We start from the raw sequence: 517 nt of genomic DNA on the forward strand, positions 1-517 counted from the left end.
TTGGGAAATACGCAAGAGAGCCGCCATGATTTCGGCTACGGGGGTCTTACCCTCTACGCCGGGCCTTTCGCATGCCCTTCGCCTATCACAACGGTTTCTGACTCTCCGACCGGCCGGCAGACCGGTCCAGCACACTCCCACAACCCCGACCACGCAACCCCTGCCGGGTCTCACACGTGACCGGTTTGGCCTCATCCGGTTTCGCTCGCCACTACTCCCGGAATCACGGTTGTTTTCTCTTCCTGCGGGTACTGAGATGTTTCACTTCCCCGCGTTCCCTCCACACTGCCTATGTGTTCAGCAGCGGGTGACAGCCCATGACGACTGCCGGGTTTCCCCATTCGGACACCCCCGGATCACAGCTCGGTTGACAGCTCCCCGGGGCCTATCGCGGCCTCCCGCGTCCTTCATCGGTTCCTGGTGCCAAGGCATCCACCGTGCGCCCTTAAAAACTTGGCCTATAGATGCTCGCGTCCACTGTGCAGTTCTCAAACAACGACCAGCCACCCGCCACCCC

At 61.3% G+C, this 517-nt stretch carries 1 rRNA gene (cut by a window edge); it reads right to left on the reverse strand.

Annotated elements, in window-relative coordinates:
* Nucleotides 1-459 (reverse strand): 23S ribosomal RNA (locus CUT83_RS26105) (its annotated part extends 1,740 nt beyond the left edge of the window); the annotation flags it as partial.
* Between the last annotated feature and the right edge of the window lie 58 nt (nucleotides 460-517).

This window comes from Streptomyces barkulensis (assembly GCF_002843305.1).
GTDB classification, from domain to species: Bacteria; Actinomycetota; Actinomycetes; order Streptomycetales; family Streptomycetaceae; genus Streptomyces; species Streptomyces barkulensis.